The organism is Methylocapsa palsarum, from assembly GCF_900114285.1.
Classification (GTDB): Bacteria; Pseudomonadota; Alphaproteobacteria; order Rhizobiales; family Beijerinckiaceae; genus Methylocapsa; species Methylocapsa palsarum.
In genome coordinates this window covers 1-1,133 of record NZ_FOSN01000074.1, presented here as the reverse complement: position 1 = coordinate 1,133, position 1,133 = coordinate 1, and the positions used below count along the sequence as shown (strand labels likewise).

Genomic DNA, 1,133 nt, shown 5'->3' with positions numbered 1-1,133 from the left:
TCGACGCGATCGGGTTTGACGTCGACGCGGCACTGCAGCGTCATCAGCCTCGCTTTGACTTTGTCTGGCGCATCGGCTGCGAGAGCCTCCGCAAGAATACGGCCGCGTTCGATCAGGCGCCCGCATCCTGAAGCGTCGGGAGCTCCCGCGCCGAGGGCGTCGATGAGGGCTCCGGGATCATTGAGAAAAGCGCGCAGCCTGTCGATCACAAGGGTTTCCAGATCGCTGGCGGGGATCCGCCGTCCCCCCGAACGATTCGTTCGCGCGCCTGTGACCAGGGAGGTCGAAACATAATAGCGATAGCGCGCGCCCTTCTTGACCGCGTGGGTCGGCGTGAGGCGCTCGCCGGCGTCGTCGAACGCGATCCCGGTGAGCAGGCTGGGATGGTTGGCGCAGACGCCCGTCGCCCGATCGACGCGGTTGCCGGCGAGCGTCGCCTGAGCCGCGTCCCACAGCGGCGGGTCGATGATCGCCGGATGCTCGCCGGGATAGACGCCGCCTTTGTAGCTGATCTCGCCGCGGTACAGGCGGTTCTGCAGCATCGCGTAGAGCGCCCCGCGGGTGAGCGTTTGACCGCCATAAACCTCGCCGCCCCGCCGCAGCCGTCGCTTGCTGTTGATCCCGGCGCCGGCCAGATCGTCGCCAAGCGCGCGCACCGACTTCAGCACGAGATAACGCTCGAAGATATGGACGACGATCTTCGCCTCGTTCTCGTTCACGACCAGCTTACGGTCCTTGACGTCATAGCCCAAGGGCGGCATGCCGCCCATCCACATGCCCTTCTTCTTCGAGGCGGCGATCTTGTCGCGCACCCGCTCGCCGATCACCTCGCGCTCGAACTGGGCGAAGGAGAGCAGTACATTGAGGGTCAGCCGGCCCATGCTGGTGGTGGTGTTAAACTGCTGGGTGATCGAGACGAAGGACACGCCGCGGCGGTCGAAGACGTCGACGAGCCTGGCGAAGTCGGAGAGCGCCCGCGTCAGCCGGTCGACCTTGTAGACGACGACCACATCGATCTGGCCGGCCTCGATGTCGGCGATGAGGCGTTTGAGGGCGGGGCGCTCCATCGTGCCGCCGGAATAGCCGCCGTCGTCATAGAGCGCCGGCGACGCCGTCCAGCCCTCATGCTTTTG

Annotated in this window: 1 protein-coding gene; it reads right to left on the bottom strand. The window is 66.0% G+C overall.

Going from position 1 to position 1,133, the window contains the following annotated elements:
- The coding region (locus tag BM177_RS19340) for a recombinase family protein (protein ID WP_139223770.1) at window positions 1-1,133 on the bottom strand (1,133 nt) is incomplete at both ends.